Here is a 16,255-nt window from a genome sequence, read left to right as displayed (position 1 = left end):
GGCTTAGCCTGCAACGCCCGGCAGTGATCGCCGGGCGTTGCAGGCCGTGGATTACGAGGCTACCCGCAGCACGAGCTTGCCTTTGGCACGGCGCTCGGTCAGCGCATTCAGGGCACTGGCGTAGTCTTCAAAGCCGAAGACCTCGCTGATTTTCGGATCAATCTTGCCCTCCTGGTACATCGCCATCAACTCCATCATGTTACTGGCGTTTGCCTGCGGTTCATGCTGGGTGAAGCTGCCCCAGAATACCCCGACAACGGAGCAGCCTTTCAGCAACGTCAGGTTGGCTGGAATCTGTGGAATGTCTCCGGCGGCAAACCCCACGATCAGGTGACGGCCATTCCAGCCCATGGTGCGCAGGGCCTGTTCAGTAAAGTCGCCTCCCACCGGATCGTAAATAACATCCACCCCCTTACCATGGGTGAGTTTCTTGACGGCATCCTTGAGCGGTTCTTCGGTGTAATTGACCAACTCGTCAGCGCCGGCGGCCTTTGCCACCTCAAGTTTGTCGGCTGTACTGGCGGCGGCAATCACTCTCGCACCCATGGCCTTTCCCAGCTCTACCGCAGCCAGGCCAACACCACCACTGGCACCCAATACCAGCAGGGTCTCCCCGGGCTGAAGGTTGGCCCGCTGTTTGAGGGCGTAATACGAGGTTCCGTACACCATGGTGAATGCCGCGGCCTTTTCATCCGACATACTGTCGGGAACCGGCAACAGATTGTTCTCCGAAACGACAATCTCTTCCGCGAAAGCACCAAATCCGGTCAGGCCGGCAACCCGGTCACCAACCTTGAACCGGGTGACCTTGTCGCCCACCGCAATCACCTCGCCAGCCATCTCACCACCGGGTGAAAACGGCATGGTCGGCTTGAATTGGTATTTGCCCTGGATGATCAGCGTGTCAGGAAAGTTCAGCCCTGCCGCCTTGACCCGAACCTTGACCCCATGTCCCTTCGCCTCCGGGCTGGCAATGTCCTCAATCACCAGGCTCTCAGCCGGGCCATATTCCTTGCACAGAATTGCTCGCATGTTTTCGATTCCCACTGTGGCCACTATCCGGTGCGGATGCCGGCCAGACGTTTTTTGTCGATGTTTCGATACTAGTGATAGCAGACCACGCTATCGCCCGCGCCAGCATGAATCAAATAAACCTTACTGATTAAACGCCATAAACAATTCTAATCCGGCTGACCAACAATTCAGCACTCAATGATGAAGTGACAGGCGTTTTCCGCTATCCTGCGCGCTCCAAAATAGTACCCCGTTCGCACTTAGCACTGCCCAGGATCTGCCCACCATGTTCGACATCATTTATGGTCTTGAAATGATTGGTATTGTCGCGTTTGCCATTTCCGGCATGATCGCGGCACGCTCCAAGAACATGGACCCGGTCGGAGTATTCACCATTGGTTTCATTACCGCCCTGGGCGGCGGAACCCTCCGTGACCTGATGATGGACAACCACCCCCTGTACTGGATCAAGCATCAGGAACAACCGATTTTTATCCTCTGCCTGGCGATCATATTCAGTTATTGGCAGCGGCTGGGACGGATTCGTGAATCGCGGATTGTGGTGCCCGACGCCATTGGCCTGGGCATATTCTCCATCCTCGGGGCACAACTGGCCCTGGACCTGGGACACTCCTGGTTCATTGCCTCTCTGCTCGGGGTTATGACCGGCACCTTCGGAGGCGCGCTGCGAGACACTCTGTGTAACGAGGTACCGTTCATTTTCCGCAAGGACCAGATTTACGCGTCCATCTCCTTTGCCGGCTGCTGGATCTATTTCCTGTGCCAGTGGCAGCTGGCCAGCGAAGCCCTGTCACTGAGTATCGGCCTGCTGTTTATTGTCATAGCGCGGCTGCTGGCGGTGCGCTTTGATATCCGGCTACAGCGGGATGCCAGCCACTAATCCTCCGCGCCTACCGGTAACACCCCTTACTTGGCCCTGACTGCGCCAACCGGTAACATTGCCTTTTTTTCATACACCCAAAGTGCAACGGTGACCGCCAGGTTCGCCGCCGATGTGGGTTTTATCAGCTAGATTTCCATTCATATTCCCCAACAGCCCCCGTTAAGGCAGACATTCCCAATGCTCGAAAGACTGTTCCAACTCAAGGCTCATGGCACTGACGTCCGCAAGGAAGTGATCGCAGGAATCACAACCTTTCTGACCATGGCCTACATCATCGTAGTCAACCCCAGCATCCTTCAGGGCGCCGGCATGGATTTTGGCGCCGTGTTTGTGGCCACCTGCCTGGCGGCGGCCATCGGCACCCTGATCATGGGCCTGCTGGCCAACTACCCGATTGCCCTGGCGCCCGGCATGGGCCTGAATGCATTTTTCGCGTTCACGGTGGTCGGCAGTATGGGGTACAGCTGGCAGGTTGCCCTGGGTGCGGTGTTTATGTCCGGGCTCATTTTCTTCCTGCTGAGCATTTTCCGGGTGCGGGAATGGATCATTAACAGTATTCCGATGTCTTTGCGCTTCGGCATTTCAGCGGGTATTGGTTTCTTCCTGGCCCTGATTGCCCTGAAAAACGCCGGCGTGGTGGTTGATCATCCCGCCACTTTGGTGGGCCTTGGCGATATTCATGCCCCAGAGGCGCTGCTGTTCTTTGGCGGTTTTCTGCTGATCTGCGCGCTGGCCTTCCGCAATGTGACCGGGTCTGTGATGATTGGCATTATTGCCGTCACCATCGTCGCCATGCTGCTGGGCATGGTCGAGTTCGACGGTTTTGTATCGGCTCCTCCGAGTCTGGCACCGACCTTCCTGCAATTGGACATTGCTGGCGCCCTTGATGTGGCAATGATCAGCGTGATTTTCGCGTTCCTGTTTGTGGACCTGTTCGATACCTCCGGCACTCTGATTGGCGCCGCCCAGCGGGGCAATCTGCTGGATAAGGACGGCAAACTTCCCCGTCTGGGCCGGGCCCTGATGAGCGACTCCGTGGCGACCATGTCTGGCGCCGCCCTGGGCACGTCCACCACCACCAGTTACATCGAATCCACCGCGGGCATCGCGGCCGGGGGGCGGACCGGATTGACCGCCGTGGTTGTCGCGGTACTGTTCCTGGCCTGCCTGCTGTTGTCCCCCATTGCCAGCATCATCCCCGCCTACGCCACCGCCCCGGCACTGCTTTACGTTGCTGTGCTGATGACCTCCGGGCTGAAGCTGATCGATTGGGACGACCTGACCGAAGCCGCACCGGCGGTCGTCACCGCTCTGATGATGCCGCTGACTTTTTCTATCGCGAACGGTATCGCCCTGGGCTTTATCACCTATGCCATACTCAAGGCCCTGAGCGGCCGCTGGTGCCAGCTGAGTGCCAGCGTTGCGATCATCGCCGTGGTCTTCGTACTGAAATTCATTTTCCTCGATGGCGCCTGAACCCGGCCCGGACAGAACCAGGATTGCTATGGACTACTTCTCAGAGAGCATCAAACAGGCCATTCGAACCGTACCGGACTGGCCCAAACCCGGCGTACAGTTCCGTGACATCACCACTGTACTGCAGGACCGAACGGCGTTCCGCAAGCTGATCGACGCTTTCGTCCACCGCTACCACGGCATGGAGATTGACGCTATTGCTGCCGTGGATGCCCGCGGTTTTATCATTGGCTCCGCCCTTGCCTACGAGCTGAACGCAGGCTTGGTGCTGGTGCGCAAGAAAGGCAAACTGCCGTTCGACACGTTGGTGGAGGATTACGAACTGGAATACGGCACGGCCTCGGTGGAGCTGCACAAGGACGCGTTCCACCCCGGAGACAAAGTAATTCTGGTGGATGACCTGATTGCAACCGGAGGCACCATGATGGCCGCAAGCCGGCTGATTCGCCGTATCGGTGCAGAGATTGTCGAGGTAGCCGCCATGATTGACCTGCCCGACCTTGGCGGATCGCAAAAACTGCGCGATGAGGGCCTGGCAGTTTATACTGTCTGTTCCTTTGAAGGCGAATGACAGGAGTGCGGCCATGCCCGATTACCAGCACCATTGGAAGGACGGAAACACGATCCACCTACCACTGGGAAAGATCGTCTGTATTGGCCGCAATTACGCCGAACACGCCCGGGAGCTGAACAACCCTGTCCCGGACGAGCCGCTGCTGTTCATCAAGCCCGCCACTTCCGCAGTTCATATCACCCGCCCTATCGATCCACCGAAAGATCAGGGCGAAGTACACTTTGAAACCGAGCTGGCCGTATTGATCGGCCGTGAGCTGACCAACGCCAGCGAAACCGAAGCTGCGGACGCGATTCTTGGCTTCGGCCTGGCACTGGACCTGACCCTGCGGGATGTTCAGAGCCAGCTCAAGGCACAGGGGCACCCCTGGGAACGTGCAAAAGCATTTGACGGCGCCTGCCCGCTGTCACCGTTTGTGGATGCGGCAACCCTCGTCAGGGACCTCCATAACGACCACCTGACGTTCACACTGGATATCGACGGTCATCGTCAGCAGAGCGGCGACACCCGTGACATGCTGCTGCCCGTCCTGCCACTGATTGCCCATATCAGTCACCACTTCAGCCTGTTACCCGGCGACGTTGTGCTGACCGGAACCCCTGCCGGAGTCGGCCCCCTGGCCTCAGGGCAGACCCTTGCCCTGGAACTGGACGACGCTCTGTTTGTCGAAACCCGGGTCATCTGACCCCACCCCGGCTTAAAGCGAACTCCAAGACACCACTATGGCAAAAAAACCGATTACCTCCAGACGCGGGCGATTCTTCAAACTGGCGGGCATGACCGCGTCGGTAGCGAGCCAGTACGCTGGCCAGAAAGCAAAAAAACTGTTCACTGGCAACGACGACGAGCAGTCTCGCAGCGACAGCTACAGCCGCATGGCAGAACAGATCACCGACACGCTGGGTGAGCTCAAGGGGGCGGTCATGAAAGTCGGCCAGATCGCCTCGCAAACCCAGGATTTTTTGCCCCGTGAGTTTTCGGATGCCCTACAGAAGCTGCAGCGCGAAGCTCCGCCCATGCCCTTTGAGGTCATTGTCGGCCAGATCGAGTCTGAGCTCGGCAAGCCGCTGAGTGAGTTGTTCGAGTACCTGCAGGAACAGCCCTACGCCGCCGCATCCATTGGCCAGGTTCACCGGGCCCGGTTACACGATGGCCGTGATGTGATCGTCAAGATCCAGTACCCCGGCGTGGATGATTCCTGCGATTCCGATCTGAAGCAGCTTCGGCTGGCGCTAAAGCTGGGCGGGCTGCTCAAAATGCCCAAGGAAAGCGTAGACCAGCTGTTCGGCGAAATCAGGGAACGGCTCAAGGAGGAGCTGGACTACGAAAACGAGGCTCACAATATCCAACAGTTCCGGGCGTTCCACCAAAACGACCCGTGGGTCATCATCCCCGATTCCATCCCCAGCCATTCGACCCGCAGGGTTCTGACGCTGGAACTGGTCGAAGGGGATCATGTCAGCGAGGTGACCGCAGAGCGATACAGCCAGGACACCCTCAACCAGATTGGCCACCGTATTTTTACCACCATGGCGGATCAGCTGTTTCGCTTCCAGTGCATTCACGGCGACCCTCATGCGGGTAACTTTGCCTATCGACCTGACGGCTCCGTCATTCTCTACGACTTTGGCTGCGTAAAGAAACTCAAGCCGGAGATTGTCGAGGCCTATCGCAAGGCGCTGATCGCCGCGCTGCATGAGGACTACGAAGCACTGGACCGGCACCTGATTGACCTGGGTGCGCGGGTGGAATCCAAGCCGGCCATTGATGAAGCCTATTACGCCATGTGGCGGGATATCCTGATTCGGCCCTTCGACAGCCTGGCCCCCTACGATTTCGCCGAATCCGAAATCCACAAGGCAGTCGCCGCCAAGACCAGCACAGTGTTCAAGTATCTGGACTATTTCAAGCCGCCGGTGGAAAGCATTTTCATCGACCGGATGATTGCCGGACATTACTGGATGCTGAAGCGATTAGGAGTACAAGCTGCGTTTCGGTCGGAGTTGGAGAAATACCTGGAAGGCGCTGAGTAAATGGGGGATTGCTATCCGCTGGGGCATCCACCCAAACCTACCCTTTATTCAGGCTGCTTACCCACTCCGTCACCCCTTCACAGGCCCCCTTTCGAATCACTCGTGCTCGGGAGATTGCGGCAGGCTCACCAGGGTCGATGACCGTGACGGGCACATCGAAGTCAACTTCATGGACCAGTCCAGCCGCGGGATAGACCTGTAACGACGTGCCCACAATCAGCAGATGGTCCGCGGTACGCGCTACGTCCGCCGCTACCTCGATCATCGGCACTTCCTCACCAAACCAGACGATATGGGGGCGAAGCTGGCTGCCCGCCTTGCAACAGTCCCCCAGATTGATCGGGGCGTATCCGATCTCAAATACCTGCTCAGGGAACCGGGTGCTGCGGGCCTTGGTAAGTTCACCATGGAGGTGGATCACGTGGCTGGAACCGCCACGCTCATGCAGGTTATCGACATTCTGAGTAATCACCGTCACCCGAAAGCGACGCTCCAGTTCCGCCAGCAGCCGATGGGCCTGATTGGGCTCCACCTCTGCCAACTGGCGCCGGCGCTCGTTGTAGAACCTCAACACCAGTTCCGGATTACGCTCAAACGCCTCCGGGGTCGCCACATCGTAGACACTGTGCTGCTCCCACAAACCGCCATTATCACGGAAAGTAGAGAGACCACTTTCGGCGCTGATACCAGCGCCGGTCAGGACTACGATGTGGTCCTTCATCAGTCGAACAGTTTGCCAGGATTCATAATACCTTTAGGGTCAAAGACTTGCTTGATGCCCTTCAGATAGGCAATCTCGGTTTCACTGCGGGTATATTGCAGATAGGGCTTCTTGGTCATGCCCACGCCGTGCTCGGCAGAAACACTGCCCTGGTGGCGCTCGACAATCTCGAACACCCACTTGTTGACCTGCTGGCATTTTTCGAAGAAATCTTCGTTGGCCATACCTTCCGGCTTGAGGATGTTCAGGTGCAGGTTGCCGTCGCCAATATGGCCGAACCAGATGATCTCAAAATCCGGGTAATGCTCGGTTACCACTGCATCAATCTCGGTAAGGAACGGCGGCACCTTGGAAACCACAACAGAAATATCATTTTTGTACGGCGTTCGCGGAGCAATGGATTCGGAAATCCGCTCCCGCAGCTGCCAAAGGTTCTGGGCCTGGGTTTCGCTCTGGCTGATCACGCCATCCAGCACCCAGCCGTTCTCGACGCACTGTTCGAACAGCGCCATGGCATCGTCCATCACCTGATCGGAGGTGGCCTCGAATTCCAACAGCGCGTAGTAAGGTGCCTCAGTCTCAAACGGCGCCTGAACCTGACCGTGAGCCAGCACATGCTGCATGGCCTGGTGGGAGAAGAATTCATAGGCCGTCAGGTCGATCTGCTTCTGGAACGACTGCAGCACATCCATGGTATTGGTCAGATCGTTCAACCCAAGGACCAGTACGGTCAGATTATCCGGCTTGCGCGACAGCTTCATGGTCGCTTCGGTGATAAAGCCCAGCGTCCCTTCGGCACCTATAAACAGGTGACGCAAGTCGTAACCGGTATTGTTCTTCTCCAGATCCTTGTTGAGCTCAAGGATATCGCCCTTGCCAGTCACGACTTTCAGGCCCGCCACCCAATCACGGCTCATGCCATAACGGATCACCTTGATGCCGCCCGCGTTGGTCGACAGGTTGCCGCCAAGCTGGCTGGAGCCCGCAGAGGCAAAATCTACCGGGTAATACAGGCCATTTTCCTCTGCAAAGTTTTGCAGCTGTTCCGTGATTACCCCCGCCTGGCAGCGAACAGTGCGGTCACTGGCACTGAAATCAATGATCTGATTCATGTAGTCGAACGCCACCACGACTTCGCCGTTGGCAGCCACCGCACCCGCGCTCAGCCCCGTACGACCACCAGAAGGCACCAGAGCAACCTGATGTTCGTTGGCAAACTTCACCAGAGCCTGCACCTGTTCGGTCGTTTTCGGGAACACAATGGCCATGGGCTTCGGCGGATAGATTTTGGTCCAGTCCTTTCCATAGGTGTCCAGGTCAGAGGGATCGGTCAGGACTTTGCCATCGTCTACCAGGGTCTTTAGCGTGGCAATGATCTGTTCGGCGTTCATGCGGTTTTCGGTCTCTGTAAAGGTTTGGGCAGCTGTCAAATCCGAGAATTGCTCCATGTCATCTGACGCGCTGTGAAAATTTGCGTTTATGGTATCATACCGCCCCTGTTCTGTGAGCCTGCCGCTTCGTGGCAGGGTTTACAGGTGACATTACGGTCATACGACGCGACGAAAGGTCTGGAAGCAAGCCCATGTCAAATACGTCTCTCGAAAAGAGCAAAATCCGGATCCTGCTGCTGGAAGGCGTGCATCAATCCGCAATTGATACCCTCAATGCCGCAGGTTACACGAACATCGAGTACCTGACTCACTCGCTGGCTGAGGACGATCTCGTTGAAAAGATCGCCGACGCTCACTTCGTCGGTATCCGTTCGAGAACCCAGCTGACTGAGCGGGTGTTTGATGCCGCCAAGAAGCTGGTGGCAGTAGGCTGTTTCTGTATCGGTACCAACCAGGTGGACCTGAAAGCCGCCACCCGTCGCGGTATCGCGGTCTTCAACGCCCCCTACTCCAACACCCGCAGTGTTGCCGAGCTGGTTCTGGCTCAGGCGATCCTGCTGCTCCGCGGCGTACCGGAAAAGAGCGCCAAGGCTCACCGTGGCGAGTGGATCAAGTCTGCCAAGAACAGCTACGAAATCCGCGGCAAGAAGCTGGGCATCATCGGCTACGGCAGCATCGGCACCCAGTTCAGCGTACTGGCTGAAGCCCTCGGCATGGATGTCTACTTCTACGATGTGGTTTCAAAGCTGCCTCTCGGTAACGCCACCCAGGTTGGCACTCTGCACGAGCTGCTGAACATCTCCGATGTCGTCAGCCTGCACGTGCCGGAAACGCCCGCCACCAAGTACATGTTTGGTGCCGAGCAGTTCGCCCAGATGAAGCCCGGCAGCATTCTGATGAACGCCTCCCGCGGCACGGTTGTCGATATCGACGCGCTGGCTGAAGCCGTTCGCAGTGGCAAACTGCTGGGCGCAGCGGTTGATGTATTCCCGGTCGAGCCGAAAGGCAACGATGAAGAGTTCGTATCACCGCTGCGTGAATTCGACAACATCATCCTGACACCGCACATTGGTGGCTCCACCATGGAAGCCCAGGAGAACATCGGTCGCGAAGTGGGCGAAAAAATGTCCATGTACAGCGACAACGGCACCTCTGTCTCCTCGGTGAACTTCCCGGAAGTGGCCCTGCCTTCTCATCCCAACCAGCACCGCCTGCTGCACATCCACGAGAACGTGCCGGGCGTGATGTCCGAGATCAACCAGGTGTTCTCAGAGAACGGCATCAACATCTGCGGTCAGTACCTGCAAACCAAGGAAGAAATTGGTTATGTGGTGATTGATGTAGACAAGGAATACAGCGAGCTGGCTCTTGAGAAGCTCAAGTCCGTCAAGGGCACTGTGCGTTGCCGGGTACTGTTCTGAGTCCATTGATTCAGAGACAAACCACATAAACACAAAGGCCGGAGCACATGCTCCGGCCTTTGTGTTTCAGGACCTGCGGATTAGCGTGGAATATTCAGCAGCAGGTTGGGAGAGCCGCCGCCAATACCGGTCAGCACATTCCCGGAACCCAGCGACTGCAGCTCGCTGGCAACCTCCGCAGGGCTCAACTGCGACTGCTGGCCGAGGACCAAAGCCGCCGCACCGGCAACGTGGGGTGACGCCATGGACGTTCCGCTGATGGTGTTGGTCTGATTATCACCGTTATACCAGGCTGCGGTAATCGATGAGCCCGGTGCAAAAATATCCACACAGGTGCCATAGTTTGAGAACGACGACCGGGCATCCGCCTGGGTGGTACTACCAACCGTTATTGCTTCCGCGACCCGGTTGGGAGAACCGGTGCAGGCATCCGTATTGTCATTGCCCGCAGCAACCACAAAGGTCACACCAGCCTCCACAGCCCCCCGCACCGCGTTGTCCAGAGCATCTGAGTTACCACCGCCCAGGGACATATTGGCGACAGCCGGAGCCACGTGATTCGCGGCAACCCAATCGACACCGGCAATGACATCGGAATTAAAACCGGAACCGGCACAGTCCAGCACCCTTACCGCAGCCACCGAAGCGGCCTTGGCAACGCCATAGACACTGCCCGTTGCGGTACTCGCCACATGGGTACCGTGCCCGTTACAGTCGGCCGTATCGGCAGCGTTGTCATCGTCACCACTGTCACCACCACCGAACAGGCCGCCGCCAAGCAGACCGCCGCCACCCAGCAAACCACCCCCAAGCAAGCCGCCGCCGACCGCCACAAAGTTCCGTCCTTCAATCACCCGGCCCGCAAACTCTGTGTGGCTGGCACGAATACCGGTATCAATGACATAGACGCTGACGCCCTCTCCGGCGTTGGCCGGATACTGATAGCTCTCGTTCAGCGGAAGGTATCTCTGGTCGACCCGATCCAGGCCCCACGTCGCATTGGACTGAATGTCATTAACGCCAACAACACTATCGGGTTCCACAGCCTCGACGCCGGGCATGGCCGCGAGCATTGCAGCCTGGCTTGCATCCACCCGAATCGCCGCACCGCTCATCGCGTGCTCATACAGATGGTCGAGTTCTCCACCGCCTACCGCGACCAGCAGGGCTTCAACTCCGCTGAGCAGACTGTCAACGCCGATCAAACGGGGCAGTTCCGGACTCAGGGTGAGAATGTAACGACCGGGCACTTCGGCTCCTGGCACCGATGAGGTGTCGTTACTGTTCGTATTTGTTGAGCCCAACAAACCGGCGTGGGCAGCGGGCATGGACAGACAGGCGGCAATGAGAGCCGAAGACAAGGCACGTTTGGTTAGCAAGATTTTATTCCTTCTTATTGTTAACTGAAATTCACTGACAGCGGCAGTGAACGGTCTAAACTCTTTACACGAGCCACTCCATGCCGGGGTTCCATCTAATCGCCAAAATCCGTGCCCGGACGTGAAATTGGCCCGAATACCCCATGAAGTAACGGGAAAAGAGGAATCATGTATGCCCCTGAAACGCTCTATGATCGACGATCTGGAAAGCCAGAGCAGGAACTGGACTAAACGCTTAACCGAGCTTCAAGAGGATCTGGAGAAACGTCTTAGCGAGGCGTCGGATGATCAGATCAGGGAAAAAATTGAAAGGGAGTTTGCTGAGCAGGTACTGGCTTTGGAGGAAAATATCGAGCTGGGCCGAAAGACATTGTATGAGATTCAGGAAGCTGGCGGGAATCAGCTGGAGGAACTCAGAAAAACCATTGAGGACTGGCTTCCCAGCAACACAAACTGACCAACCTTCCCTGCCCCTTTGCCCAAATGGGCAAGGAGGCAGGAAAGGACAGTGATACCCGATTACTGCTGGTAAGGAATCAGGCTCAACTCGACGCGGCGGTTCTGCTCACGACCTGCAGCGGTTTCATTCGTTGCAATCGGATTACGTGGACCGTAACCCACAGCGCGGGTACGCGCAGGCTCAACCCCCTGGGCCAGCAGGAAGTCACGAACGGACCCGGCCCGACGCTCACTCAGCAGCTGGTTGTAGTTCAGGGAGCCCGTGCTATCGGTATAGCCGGCAATATTGATGGCGTTCTGATCGAACTCTTTCAGCACCAGAGCGACAGATTCAAGCACCCCACTGAATGACGGCTTGATGGTGGACTGGTTGACATCAAACGTGATGTTACCGGGCATGACCAGGTCAATCTGATCACCGTTACGTACGACACGAACACCAGTGCCTTCCAGCTTCTGACGAAGCTCCGCTTCCTGACGATCCATGTAATAACCGATACCGCCACCCAGGGCTCCACCGGCTGCCGCGCCAATCAGGGCACCCTTGCCGCGGTCGCTTTTGCTGGAGGTCGCCGCACCAATGGCCGCACCACCAATCGCACCAATAATGGAACCGGTCGTGGCGCTAGACACCTGCTCTTCGCCAGTATACGGATCGTAGGTCATACAACCACTCAGTGTTGCCGCTACTGTGACTGCCAGAATTGTTTTCTTCACTACTCACCTCTCAGCATACATCTGCACAATAAGTTGCTTATTGTCTATTTATGAAGGTAATTGAGTTGCCTGACTATGGGCACTCTCTTACATGTTTGTAATGCATGGCACTGACCGACCCCCGGTTCCTTTACGAGGCCCGGGAAAACGATTGTGCCGACAGGTTACCGGAAAACGTATCAATAATACTGTTAAAAACCGTTGCCTGAAGATCCTGTGCTTCATTGACCAGATGGTGGCGTCCATCGGGAATCCGTATTTCATTCACTGTGGCAAACTTGTTCCTGATAATCCGCAGGTTGTGCTGCCAGTCCACCGTCAGATCCTTTTCACCCTGAACCACCGTCACCGGGAACTCCACCGGACGACAGGACTCAATGTGGGGAACCCACAAACGCAGCGCACTTACCCAGTCAACATGCACGGCCCGGGCCTGCAGCGGATCGTGCTCACGCAGGAACTTGAGGAACCGGCTGTTGCCACTGTTCTCAGAAAACAGCCTGCGCCAGCGTTTGATAAACGGACGCACCAGACTGTGCAGAACCTTGGCTCCCAGCCACCCCATCGGCCTTACCAGCGGGGCCAGCAGCACGACTTTCTCGAATTCCGATGAGTCCTGATCATGCTGATTGGAAAGCAGGTAGTCGATCAGGATAGCCCCCCCGGTGCTCTGACCAACGGCAAACCATGGCCCGGCCACGTGTCCCCGAACCTTGGCGATGACATCACACAACACTGACTGGTATTCCATGAAACTGCCAATGGCCGCTGGAGTGCCGCTGGAAAGCCCGTGCCCCGGCTGGTCATAGGCCAGCACATCAAAACCGGCCCCCAGACAACGGTCGATCAGCTGGCTGTAGAGCCCGACATGATCAAAGTAACCGTGCAAAATGAACACCGTACCTTTTGTCGTCTTGGCATCGGGTGAGCGGTAATAATGGAGCACAACCTGATGCCCGCCAGCCATCAGGTAGCCCTGCCGGTATTCCACCTTCGGGTGCTCAAGCCACAGATCAAGGCCATAGTAGCGACAGTAAGCGATCGCTTCGTCACACAGCTCGTTAGGCATATCCGCCGCAAAGGGGTTCAGCTTTCCCAGCAGGGAATCGCGGCTCCAGTCCGGGATTTCGATGTTGTCGGTCTTCCAGTACACGAGGGTCTTGCTGCCTGTCTTACAGAGGTTCGTTCGGAGTATCGAAAGGTTAGCACACCACGGCTGCCGAATAACTTCCGAATTTTCAGGGGTGGGGAATTTCCGGCCGGTGACGTTCAGCATCCTGACGTTCCGTAACGTCATTACAACCAATGGCCATATAACCAAAGTTAACTATGCTTATCCGTTTACCGCCTAAATTTTCAAGGAGATACCGGATGCTCCAGTCAGCCCTTGCAACAGGACTGCGGCAAACCATGCTGCACCTGGTCAAGCCGGTTCTGAACCCGCTGGTTCCCGTTTCCCTGCAGCGCATGCTTACCCGGCAAGCCTACCGCAGCTCTATTCCACCACGGGGCTGTCAGTTCGAGAACACCGAACTGGGTGGGGTTCCAACCCTCAAGACCCATTACGGCACGGGTAGCAAACACGCCGTTCTGTACCTTCACGGCGGAGCCTACATTATCGGCTCCGCCCAGACCCACCGAGGGATTACCGGGCATCTGGCCAAATCCAGCGGCGCGACAATATTCACCCTGGATTACCGGCTGGCACCTGAGCACCCTTATCCCGCCGCGCTGGATGACGCCATGTCGGCCTACCAGGCCTTACTCAGCGAGGGCTACGAGCCCAAACACATTGCCATCGCCGGGGATTCCGCCGGCGGCGGGCTATCGCTCGCACTGGCCATGCGACTGCGGGACGAGCAATTGCCCCTGCCCAGCTCGCTGACGGTCTTTTCACCCTGGACCGACCTCAGTCAGAGCGAACTGTCCCGCCCAGTCACCGAGGCGGTCATCCCACAGCCCTGGATCGACAACGCTGCGCAGCTGTACCGTGGTAACGAATCGGTCACAGCGCCTTACATCTCGCCCATCTATGGCGACCTGTCGGGCCTGCCCCCTATCCTGATCCAGGTCGGCAGTGAAGAAATCCTGCTTAATGATTCCAAGCGGCTGGCCAATAAGGCCCGCCAGCAGGCAACGCCTGTCCGGCTGGAGATCTATAACAGCCTGTGGCACGTTTTCCAGATTCATGCCGGGCAGCTTGCCCGTGCCAGCGAGGCCTTGCACACCGCAGGGGAACACATCCGGAGTAACATGACGCTATGAAAACCATACTGATTACCGGCGCCGCTTCCGGCATCGGTGCTGCAACCGCTCGCCGTTTCGCCCGTGAGGGCTGGCGTCTGGGTCTTCTGGACATCAACAGCGACGCCCTGGAGAACCTGAACAAGTCTCTTGGTGGCCAACACTGGACCCATCAGCTTGACGTCACCGATGACGCCGCCGTCAGCGCAGCAATCAAGGCCTTCAGCGAGTTCAGTAATGGCACCCTGGATATTTTGTTCAACTGCGCGGGCATTTTGCATATTGGCCAGTTTGAAGACATTGCCATGGCCGATCATGCCCGCATCATCGACATCAACGTGACCGGACTGATCCGCATGAGCATGGCGGCCTTCCCGCTGCTCAAGCAAACCCCCGGAGCCCGAATGATCAATATGAGCTCGGCGTCGGCAATGTACGGCACCCCGCACTTCGCCAGCTACTCGGCCTCAAAGTTCGCTGTGCGGGGGCTGACCGAAGCGCTTAATATCGAGTGGAAAGCCCATGACATTCTGGTTCAGGATGTCATGACGCCATTCGTCAAAACGCCGATGGTGGAAAAACAGACCTTCCGCGCTCCGGTGATCGAACGCCTTGGCGTCAACCTGACCGCCGAGGATCTCGCGGACGAAGTCTGGAAAGCCAGCACCTCCAGTGAGGTACACCACCTGGTCGGCCTCCAGTTCAAAACCCTGGCGATGGCCAACAAATGGCTGCCCGCCATCTTCACTCGTAACATGATGAGTGTGCTCAGCCACTGAGCCGATTCGTTCAGTCGTCCTTTGGGTCATTCCCTGCCGTGTCCAGGCCCGGCAGGGGAAAGCCCCCCCTGACCAGCGCTTCCTTCCGGTTTTTGGGCCACTGTTTGACCTGCCATTCCAGCCGTGCGGCAAGGCCACGCTCCCCCACCACGGTCGAGTAGGCCAGAGTCAGCGGCCCCTTGCCCCGCAACGCCCTTGCACCATTCCCTGCCTGATGCTCGGCGAAACGGCGATCCACATCCGTGGTAATGCCGGTATAGAGCGCCCCCTTTGCGGTTCGAACCAGGTAGAGATACCAATCCTTCACACAGACCTTCCCACCAGCCGCTGAGTTATTGCGCCAGGGCCGGAGCCGTGACAAAGGGCACCCCGATCTCCGCCAGGGCCTCTGCGCCCCTGGCGGTCAAATCACTGGTGAACTCGAACTGGTCCCGGGGCGCCAGCGGATAGGCCTTGACCCGGTAGTTCATGCCATGGGGCGAGTTGCTGACCACCACCTTAACCGGCAACCAGCTCTTGATCAGCGGGCTGGTATAAGCCACATCTCTCAGCACTTCACGTACCTGCCGGATATTATGGTTCGGCTCAAGATAAAAAGAAGCGGCACACATCAGGTTATCCGTGCCGTCATTGCCGTTTGCAATCAGCGCGCTCCACAACTGACCGTGGGGAATCACCACGGTGGTATCATCCGGCGTCAGGATTTCAGCGGTACGCGCTCCAATCCGCTTGACCTCGCCGTACTGACCCTCAATTTCAATCCAGTCTCCGGGGCGATACGGCATTTCATACAACGTCACGATGCCGGCAATCAGGCTGTTGATGTAATCCTTGAAGGCAAAGCCGAGCGCCAGCCCCAGAGTTCCAAAAATGGCCAGCATGTTGCTGACCGTAGGCTCCACCAGCGTTGGTACCACCAACACAATGGTGCCCACAATGATCAGCAGGCGCAGCAATGGCACCGACGCCAGCACATAGTATCGCGCCTTGCCTTCAATCCTCTGGGCCAGGCGGGGAATTACGGTCTGGATGGCCATGATCAACAGGGAGGCGACCACCACCAGCGCAAGCGCGGACAACAAGGATTCCGAGGTCAGCGACGCCAACGTATCTTTCAGTTTCAGGCCAATATCATCCATTGTT

Annotated in this window: 17 protein-coding genes; 9 read left to right on the top strand and 8 right to left on the bottom strand. The window is 57.4% G+C overall.

The genetic code is table 11. The features are described from left to right. Positions 1-51: 51 nt before the first annotated feature. On the bottom strand, positions 52-1,032 hold the full coding sequence (locus BLV11_RS04075) for an NADPH:quinone oxidoreductase family protein (protein WP_091811676.1): 981 nt from the start codon (positions 1,030-1,032) through the stop codon (positions 52-54). A 268-nt stretch (positions 1,033-1,300) separates the two neighbouring features. On the opposite strand from BLV11_RS04075, the gene BLV11_RS04070 reads away from it, so the two are divergent. The 5 genes from BLV11_RS04070 (at position 1,301) to BLV11_RS04050 (ending at position 6,001) form a co-directional block, all read left to right on the top strand. Beyond that, positions 1,301-1,915 (top strand): trimeric intracellular cation channel family protein, encoded by a 615-nt coding sequence (locus BLV11_RS04070; protein WP_091811675.1) that lies wholly within the window; start codon positions 1,301-1,303, stop codon positions 1,913-1,915. Between the two features lie 180 nt (positions 1,916-2,095). Next, positions 2,096-3,394 carry an NCS2 family permease gene (locus BLV11_RS04065; RefSeq protein ID WP_091811674.1) on the top strand — a complete coding sequence of 433 codons (1,299 nt, stop codon included), beginning with the start codon at positions 2,096-2,098 and terminating at the stop codon, positions 3,392-3,394. Positions 3,395-3,422: 28 nt separating this feature from the next. After that, complete coding sequence (locus BLV11_RS04060) at positions 3,423-3,965, top strand: adenine phosphoribosyltransferase (RefSeq protein WP_091811673.1); 543 nt, start codon at positions 3,423-3,425, stop codon at positions 3,963-3,965. A gap of 13 nt (positions 3,966-3,978) precedes the next feature. Further along, positions 3,979-4,653: a fumarylacetoacetate hydrolase family protein gene (locus BLV11_RS04055; RefSeq protein ID WP_091811672.1), complete on the top strand. Its 675-nt coding sequence runs from the start codon at positions 3,979-3,981 to the stop codon at positions 4,651-4,653. Positions 4,654-4,690: 37 nt separating this feature from the next. Next, a complete protein-coding gene (locus BLV11_RS04050; RefSeq protein ID WP_091811671.1) occupies positions 4,691-6,001 on the top strand; it encodes an ABC1 kinase family protein in 1,311 nt (436 codons plus the stop codon). Positions 6,002-6,038: 37 nt separating this feature from the next. On the opposite strand, the gene BLV11_RS04045 is transcribed toward BLV11_RS04050, so the two are convergent. Both BLV11_RS04045 and BLV11_RS04040 read right to left on the bottom strand, forming a co-directional pair. Beyond that, on the bottom strand, positions 6,039-6,722 hold the full coding sequence (locus BLV11_RS04045) for an SIR2 family NAD-dependent protein deacylase (protein WP_091811670.1): 684 nt from the start codon (positions 6,720-6,722) through the stop codon (positions 6,039-6,041). Next, positions 6,722-8,113, bottom strand: coding sequence for an FAD-binding oxidoreductase (locus BLV11_RS04040; protein WP_091811837.1), 1,392 nt, complete (start codon positions 8,111-8,113; stop codon positions 6,722-6,724). Before BLV11_RS04040 ends, BLV11_RS04045 begins: the two co-directional genes overlap by 1 nt. Before the next feature lie 191 nt (positions 8,114-8,304). Between BLV11_RS04040 and serA the strand changes: the two genes are divergently transcribed. Beyond that, positions 8,305-9,534 (top strand): phosphoglycerate dehydrogenase, encoded by a 1,230-nt coding sequence (gene serA / locus BLV11_RS04035; protein ID WP_091811669.1) that lies wholly within the window; start codon positions 8,305-8,307, stop codon positions 9,532-9,534. 80 nt (positions 9,535-9,614) lie between these two features. On the opposite strand, the gene BLV11_RS04030 is transcribed toward serA, so the two are convergent. Next, complete coding sequence (locus BLV11_RS04030) at positions 9,615-10,913, bottom strand: S8 family peptidase (protein WP_245725907.1); 1,299 nt, start codon at positions 10,911-10,913, stop codon at positions 9,615-9,617. Between the two features lie 172 nt (positions 10,914-11,085). Between BLV11_RS04030 and BLV11_RS04025 the strand changes: the two genes are divergently transcribed. After that, entirely contained in the window at positions 11,086-11,370 is a 285-nt protein-coding gene (locus tag BLV11_RS04025) for a hypothetical protein (protein ID WP_091811668.1), read from the top strand. 62 nt (positions 11,371-11,432) lie between these two features. Here BLV11_RS04025 and BLV11_RS04020 read toward each other — a convergent pair whose 3' ends face one another. Together BLV11_RS04020 and BLV11_RS04015 are read right to left on the bottom strand one after the other, a co-directional pair. Continuing rightward, complete coding sequence (locus BLV11_RS04020) at positions 11,433-12,089, bottom strand: YiaD family glycine zipper/OmpA-like lipoprotein (protein ID WP_091811667.1); 657 nt, start codon at positions 12,087-12,089, stop codon at positions 11,433-11,435. A gap of 130 nt (positions 12,090-12,219) precedes the next feature. Next, complete coding sequence (locus BLV11_RS04015) at positions 12,220-13,242, bottom strand: alpha/beta hydrolase (RefSeq protein ID WP_091811835.1); 1,023 nt, start codon at positions 13,240-13,242, stop codon at positions 12,220-12,222. Positions 13,243-13,460: 218 nt separating this feature from the next. On the opposite strand from BLV11_RS04015, the gene BLV11_RS04010 reads away from it, so the two are divergent. Continuing rightward, entirely contained in the window at positions 13,461-14,354 is an 894-nt protein-coding gene (locus BLV11_RS04010) for an alpha/beta hydrolase (RefSeq protein WP_091811666.1), read from the top strand. Then, positions 14,351-15,112: an SDR family oxidoreductase gene (locus tag BLV11_RS04005; RefSeq protein ID WP_091811665.1), complete on the top strand. Its 762-nt coding sequence runs from the start codon at positions 14,351-14,353 to the stop codon at positions 15,110-15,112. The genes BLV11_RS04010 and BLV11_RS04005 overlap by 4 nt, the downstream gene beginning before the upstream one ends. Positions 15,113-15,122: 10 nt before the next feature. On the opposite strand, the gene BLV11_RS04000 is transcribed toward BLV11_RS04005, so the two are convergent. Both BLV11_RS04000 and BLV11_RS03995 read right to left on the bottom strand, forming a co-directional pair. Continuing rightward, on the bottom strand, positions 15,123-15,419 hold the full coding sequence (locus BLV11_RS04000; RefSeq protein ID WP_091811664.1) for a GIY-YIG nuclease family protein: 297 nt from the start codon (positions 15,417-15,419) through the stop codon (positions 15,123-15,125). A 25-nt stretch (positions 15,420-15,444) separates the two neighbouring features. Next, complete coding sequence (locus tag BLV11_RS03995; RefSeq protein WP_091811663.1) at positions 15,445-16,251, bottom strand: mechanosensitive ion channel family protein; 807 nt, start codon at positions 16,249-16,251, stop codon at positions 15,445-15,447. Between the last annotated feature and the right edge of the window lie 4 nt (positions 16,252-16,255).

Origin of the sequence: Marinobacter mobilis (assembly GCF_900106945.1) — a bacterium.
In the GTDB taxonomy this organism is placed as follows: Bacteria; Pseudomonadota; Gammaproteobacteria; order Pseudomonadales; family Oleiphilaceae; genus Marinobacter; species Marinobacter mobilis.
This window is presented reverse-complemented; position numbering and strand designations above follow the sequence as displayed.

What these genes read in the sequence shown, in the direction of transcription:
- BLV11_RS04025 (WP_091811668.1), top strand. Translation starts at nt 11,086, where the DNA reads ATGCCCCTGAAACGCTCTATGATCGACGATCTGGAAAGCCAGAGCAGG.
- BLV11_RS04045 (WP_091811670.1), bottom strand. Translation starts at nt 6,722, where the DNA reads ATGAAGGACCACATCGTAGTCCTGACCGGCGCTGGTATCAGCGCCGAA.
- BLV11_RS04010 (WP_091811666.1), top strand. Translation starts at nt 13,461, where the DNA reads ATGCTCCAGTCAGCCCTTGCAACAGGACTGCGGCAAACCATGCTGCAC.
- BLV11_RS04055 (WP_091811672.1), top strand. Translation starts at nt 3,979, where the DNA reads ATGCCCGATTACCAGCACCATTGGAAGGACGGAAACACGATCCACCTA.
- BLV11_RS04070 (WP_091811675.1), top strand. Translation starts at nt 1,301, where the DNA reads ATGTTCGACATCATTTATGGTCTTGAAATGATTGGTATTGTCGCGTTT.
- BLV11_RS04050 (WP_091811671.1), top strand. Translation starts at nt 4,691, where the DNA reads ATGGCAAAAAAACCGATTACCTCCAGACGCGGGCGATTCTTCAAACTG.
- BLV11_RS04005 (WP_091811665.1), top strand. Translation starts at nt 14,351, where the DNA reads ATGAAAACCATACTGATTACCGGCGCCGCTTCCGGCATCGGTGCTGCA.
- serA (WP_091811669.1), top strand. Translation starts at nt 8,305, where the DNA reads ATGTCAAATACGTCTCTCGAAAAGAGCAAAATCCGGATCCTGCTGCTG.
- BLV11_RS03995 (WP_091811663.1), bottom strand. Translation starts at nt 16,251, where the DNA reads ATGGATGATATTGGCCTGAAACTGAAAGATACGTTGGCGTCGCTGACC.
- BLV11_RS04075 (WP_091811676.1), bottom strand. Translation starts at nt 1,032, where the DNA reads ATGCGAGCAATTCTGTGCAAGGAATATGGCCCGGCTGAGAGCCTGGTG.
- BLV11_RS04060 (WP_091811673.1), top strand. Translation starts at nt 3,423, where the DNA reads ATGGACTACTTCTCAGAGAGCATCAAACAGGCCATTCGAACCGTACCG.
- BLV11_RS04065 (WP_091811674.1), top strand. Translation starts at nt 2,096, where the DNA reads ATGCTCGAAAGACTGTTCCAACTCAAGGCTCATGGCACTGACGTCCGC.
- BLV11_RS04040 (WP_091811837.1), bottom strand. Translation starts at nt 8,113, where the DNA reads ATGAACGCCGAACAGATCATTGCCACGCTAAAGACCCTGGTAGACGAT.